Origin of the sequence: Cellulomonas sp. NPDC057328 (assembly GCF_042667215.1) — a bacterium.
Lineage (GTDB): Bacteria > Actinomycetota > Actinomycetes > Actinomycetales > Cellulomonadaceae > Cellulomonas.
The window spans coordinates 1-2,749 of sequence record NZ_JBHUZW010000202.1 but is presented as its reverse complement, the minus strand read 5'-3'; the positions used below and the strand labels follow the sequence as shown (position 1 = coordinate 2,749).

Here is a 2,749-nt window from a genome sequence, read left to right as displayed (position 1 = left end):
GCCCCCGCCCGACCGGCGGGGGCCGCGGCGGCCCGGGGCGTCAGACGGCGGGCGGGACGACCACGACCTTGCCGTGCACCTCGCCCGCGTCGGCCTGCCGGTGGAGCTCGGGCAGCTCGCTCAGCGGCACCCGCCGGGCGATCTCCACGCGCAGGTCACCGCTGTCCACGAGGGCGACGAGGTCCGTCAGCACGGCGGCGTCCGGGTGGACGAACACCGTCACCGCGCGCACGCCGCGCGCGTCGTCGCCGGGCGTCGGCACCCTCGGCGTCGTGGAGACGACCACGCCGCCGTCGCGGACCCGTGCGACCAGCGCGGTGAACGCGTCGGAGGTGATCGGCGCCAGGTTGAGCAGCACGTCGACGGGCTCGGACACCGCGTCGAGCAGCGACGTCGCCGTGTGGTCGACGACCTGGTCCGCGCCCGCCGCCACGACGCCCGCCCGGCTGCGCGGGCTCGCCGTCGCGACGACGTGGGCGCCCGCGCGCTTCGCGAGCCGGACGGCGTACCCGCCCACGGGGCCGCCGGCGCCGTTGACGAGCACCCGTTGGCCGGCCGTCAGCCCACCGGCCTCGAACAGCGCCTGCCAGGCGGTGAGCGCGACCGACGGCAGCCCCGCGGCGTCGACGAGCGGGATGCGCGTCGGCGCCGGCACGAGCGCGCCCGCCGGGGCCACGACGTACTGCGCCGCCGAGCCGTCGGCCTCCATGGGGAGGAACCCGACGACGTCCTGGCCGACCGCCAGGCCCTCCACCCCGTCGCCGAGCGCGTCGACCGTGCCGGAGACGTCGTAGCCCGGGACGTGGGGCAGCGTCACCGGGATCGGCAGGAAGCCGCCCCGCATGCCGCCGTCGGCCGGGTTGAACGCCGACCCGGCGACCCGGACGCGCACCTGTCCCGCGCCGGGCACGGGGAGCTCGACGTCCTCGTACCGCAGGACCTCGGGGCCGCCCGTCTCGTGGAACCGCACTGCCTTCATGATGGTCTCCTCCGTCAGGTGCTTCGAATGTGAAGCAACGTCGGCGACGCTAGCAGTGCTTCGAACTGGAAGCAAGTGCTTCGAATGCGAAGCACAGTAGGATGGGCCCATGACGCGCACGCCGCCCCCGCTGGACCCCACGCAGCTGGGCGCGTACTTCGCCCTCATCGAGGCGAGCAGCCTGCTGCGGCACGCGGTCGAGCAGCAGCTGCGGGACGCCGGGGACCTCAGCTACGTGCAGTTCCAGCTCCTCGCCACGCTCGGCGACGCGCCGACGGGGTGCGCACGGATGACCGACCTGGCCGACGGGGTCGTCTACAGCCGCAGCGGGCTGACCTACCAGGCGCAGACGCTGGAGAAGCGGGGGCTCGTGACGCGGACGCCCTCCGCCGACGACGAGCGCAGCACCACCGTCACGATCACCGAGGAAGGGCGCGCCGTGCTCGCGACGGTGTTCCCCGGGCACGTCGCCGTCCTCGACGACCTGCTGTTCGCCCCGTTGTCCCGCGCGGACGTCGAGACGCTCGCCGACGTCCTGGCCCGCGCGCGCGACCACATGCGCCGGACGCCGCCCCGGTCGGCCGCGGCGCGGCGGCGCAGGAGGACGGCCGGCACGGACGGCTCCTCCTAGTCGTCCGTACGCCTGAGCCCGCGCCGGCCGGTCGTCGCGCGTCCCGCGCGCCTGCACGGGCGCGCCCGTCCGGCCCTGGTGCCCGGCCCCGCGCGCTGGGACCATCACGGCCATGACCGCGACGCTGCCCGCCCTGCCCGGTCTCGCGCAGGTCGTCGAGCCCGGGTACGCGAGCTGGGGCCGGCGCCTCGTCGCCGCGCTGCTCGACTCGGCGGTGCTCGGCGCCGTGGCGTGGTTCGTCGGCGGCGAGCGGTTCGCGGCGCCGACGCTGCAGCCGACGTTCGGGCCGGTCGGCGCGGCCGACCCCGATCTCGAGCCGTGGAGCTCGTCGGCGGTGCTCGTCGGGGCGTGGCTGCTGATGCTCGTCCTGCAGGGCCTCACCGGGCAGACGCCCGGCCGGCGCGTCATGGGCATCGCGGTGGTCCGCACCGCCGACGGCCGCGGGCCCGCGGACGGGCCGCCCGGCGTCCTGCGCTCGGTGGCGCGGTGGTTCGCGCACCTGCTCGACGCGATCCTCCTCGTGGGCTACCTGCGCCCGCTGTGGCACCGCGAGCGGCGCACGTTCGCCGACAGCCTCCTCGCGACCGCCGTCGTCCGGCGCCCGTCCGACCACGGTCCGGGTGCGGCGAGGCGCCCGGGTGCGGTCGCCGTGACCGTCGGCGCCTACGTGCTGGTGACCGTCGGGCTCGCGGCGGGCGTGAGCGTCGGGGAGTCGGGCGGCCTGCGCCGCGACGCGGAGACCGTGTGCGTGCTCGAGCCGCAGGACCTCGCCGCGCCGGTGCAGGTCGACGGCGTCCTGCTCACGCGCGAGACCGAGTGGCGCCGGACGCACCGGCTGTGGCCGTGGGCGGCCGAGCGGAGCCACGACGAGAGCACGTTCCTCGCCCTCGACGTGACCTGGCAGGGCGGCGGCACCGGCGACCCGGGGCGGACGCTGCTGGTCCGCACGACGACGTCGGGCGGCGGCACCGCCGACCACGAGCTGCCGCTCGGCGCGGGCACGGGGACCGTCCGCGTCGAGCGCGCCCCCGACGGCGCCGTCGACGTCGCCGTCCTCCTCGACGGCCGTCCGCTCACCTCCTGCTCCGCCACGCTGGGGCCGGCGGCCTGACGCGCACCGGCGCCGCGACCCGTCGGGC

Annotated in this window: 3 protein-coding genes; 2 read left to right on the top strand and 1 reads right to left on the bottom strand. The window is 77.1% G+C overall.

Annotated features, from left to right (window positions below; translation table 11 throughout):
• Positions 1 to 40 precede the first annotated feature (40 nt).
• Entirely contained in the window at positions 41 to 979 is a 939-nt protein-coding gene (locus ACFUMH_RS18915) for an NADP-dependent oxidoreductase (protein WP_378209146.1), read from the bottom strand.
• Positions 980 to 1,088: 109 nt separating this feature from the next.
• Here ACFUMH_RS18915 and ACFUMH_RS18910 point away from each other — a divergent pair, with 109 nt between their 5' ends.
• The gene (locus ACFUMH_RS18910; protein WP_378209144.1) at positions 1,089 to 1,610 is read left to right on the top strand and encodes a MarR family winged helix-turn-helix transcriptional regulator; all 522 of its coding nucleotides are present in this window, start codon (positions 1,089 to 1,091) and stop codon (positions 1,608 to 1,610) included.
• A gap of 112 nt (positions 1,611 to 1,722) precedes the next feature.
• Positions 1,723 to 2,721, top strand: a complete 999-nt coding sequence (locus ACFUMH_RS18905) for an RDD family protein (RefSeq protein WP_378209142.1) — start codon at positions 1,723 to 1,725, stop codon at positions 2,719 to 2,721.
• Positions 2,722 to 2,749 lie beyond the last annotated feature (28 nt).

What these genes read in the sequence shown, in the direction of transcription:
- ACFUMH_RS18915 (WP_378209146.1), bottom strand. Translation starts at nt 979, where the DNA reads ATGAAGGCAGTGCGGTTCCACGAGACGGGCGGCCCCGAGGTCCTGCGG.
- ACFUMH_RS18910 (WP_378209144.1), top strand. Translation starts at nt 1,089, where the DNA reads ATGACGCGCACGCCGCCCCCGCTGGACCCCACGCAGCTGGGCGCGTAC.
- ACFUMH_RS18905 (WP_378209142.1), top strand. Translation starts at nt 1,723, where the DNA reads ATGACCGCGACGCTGCCCGCCCTGCCCGGTCTCGCGCAGGTCGTCGAG.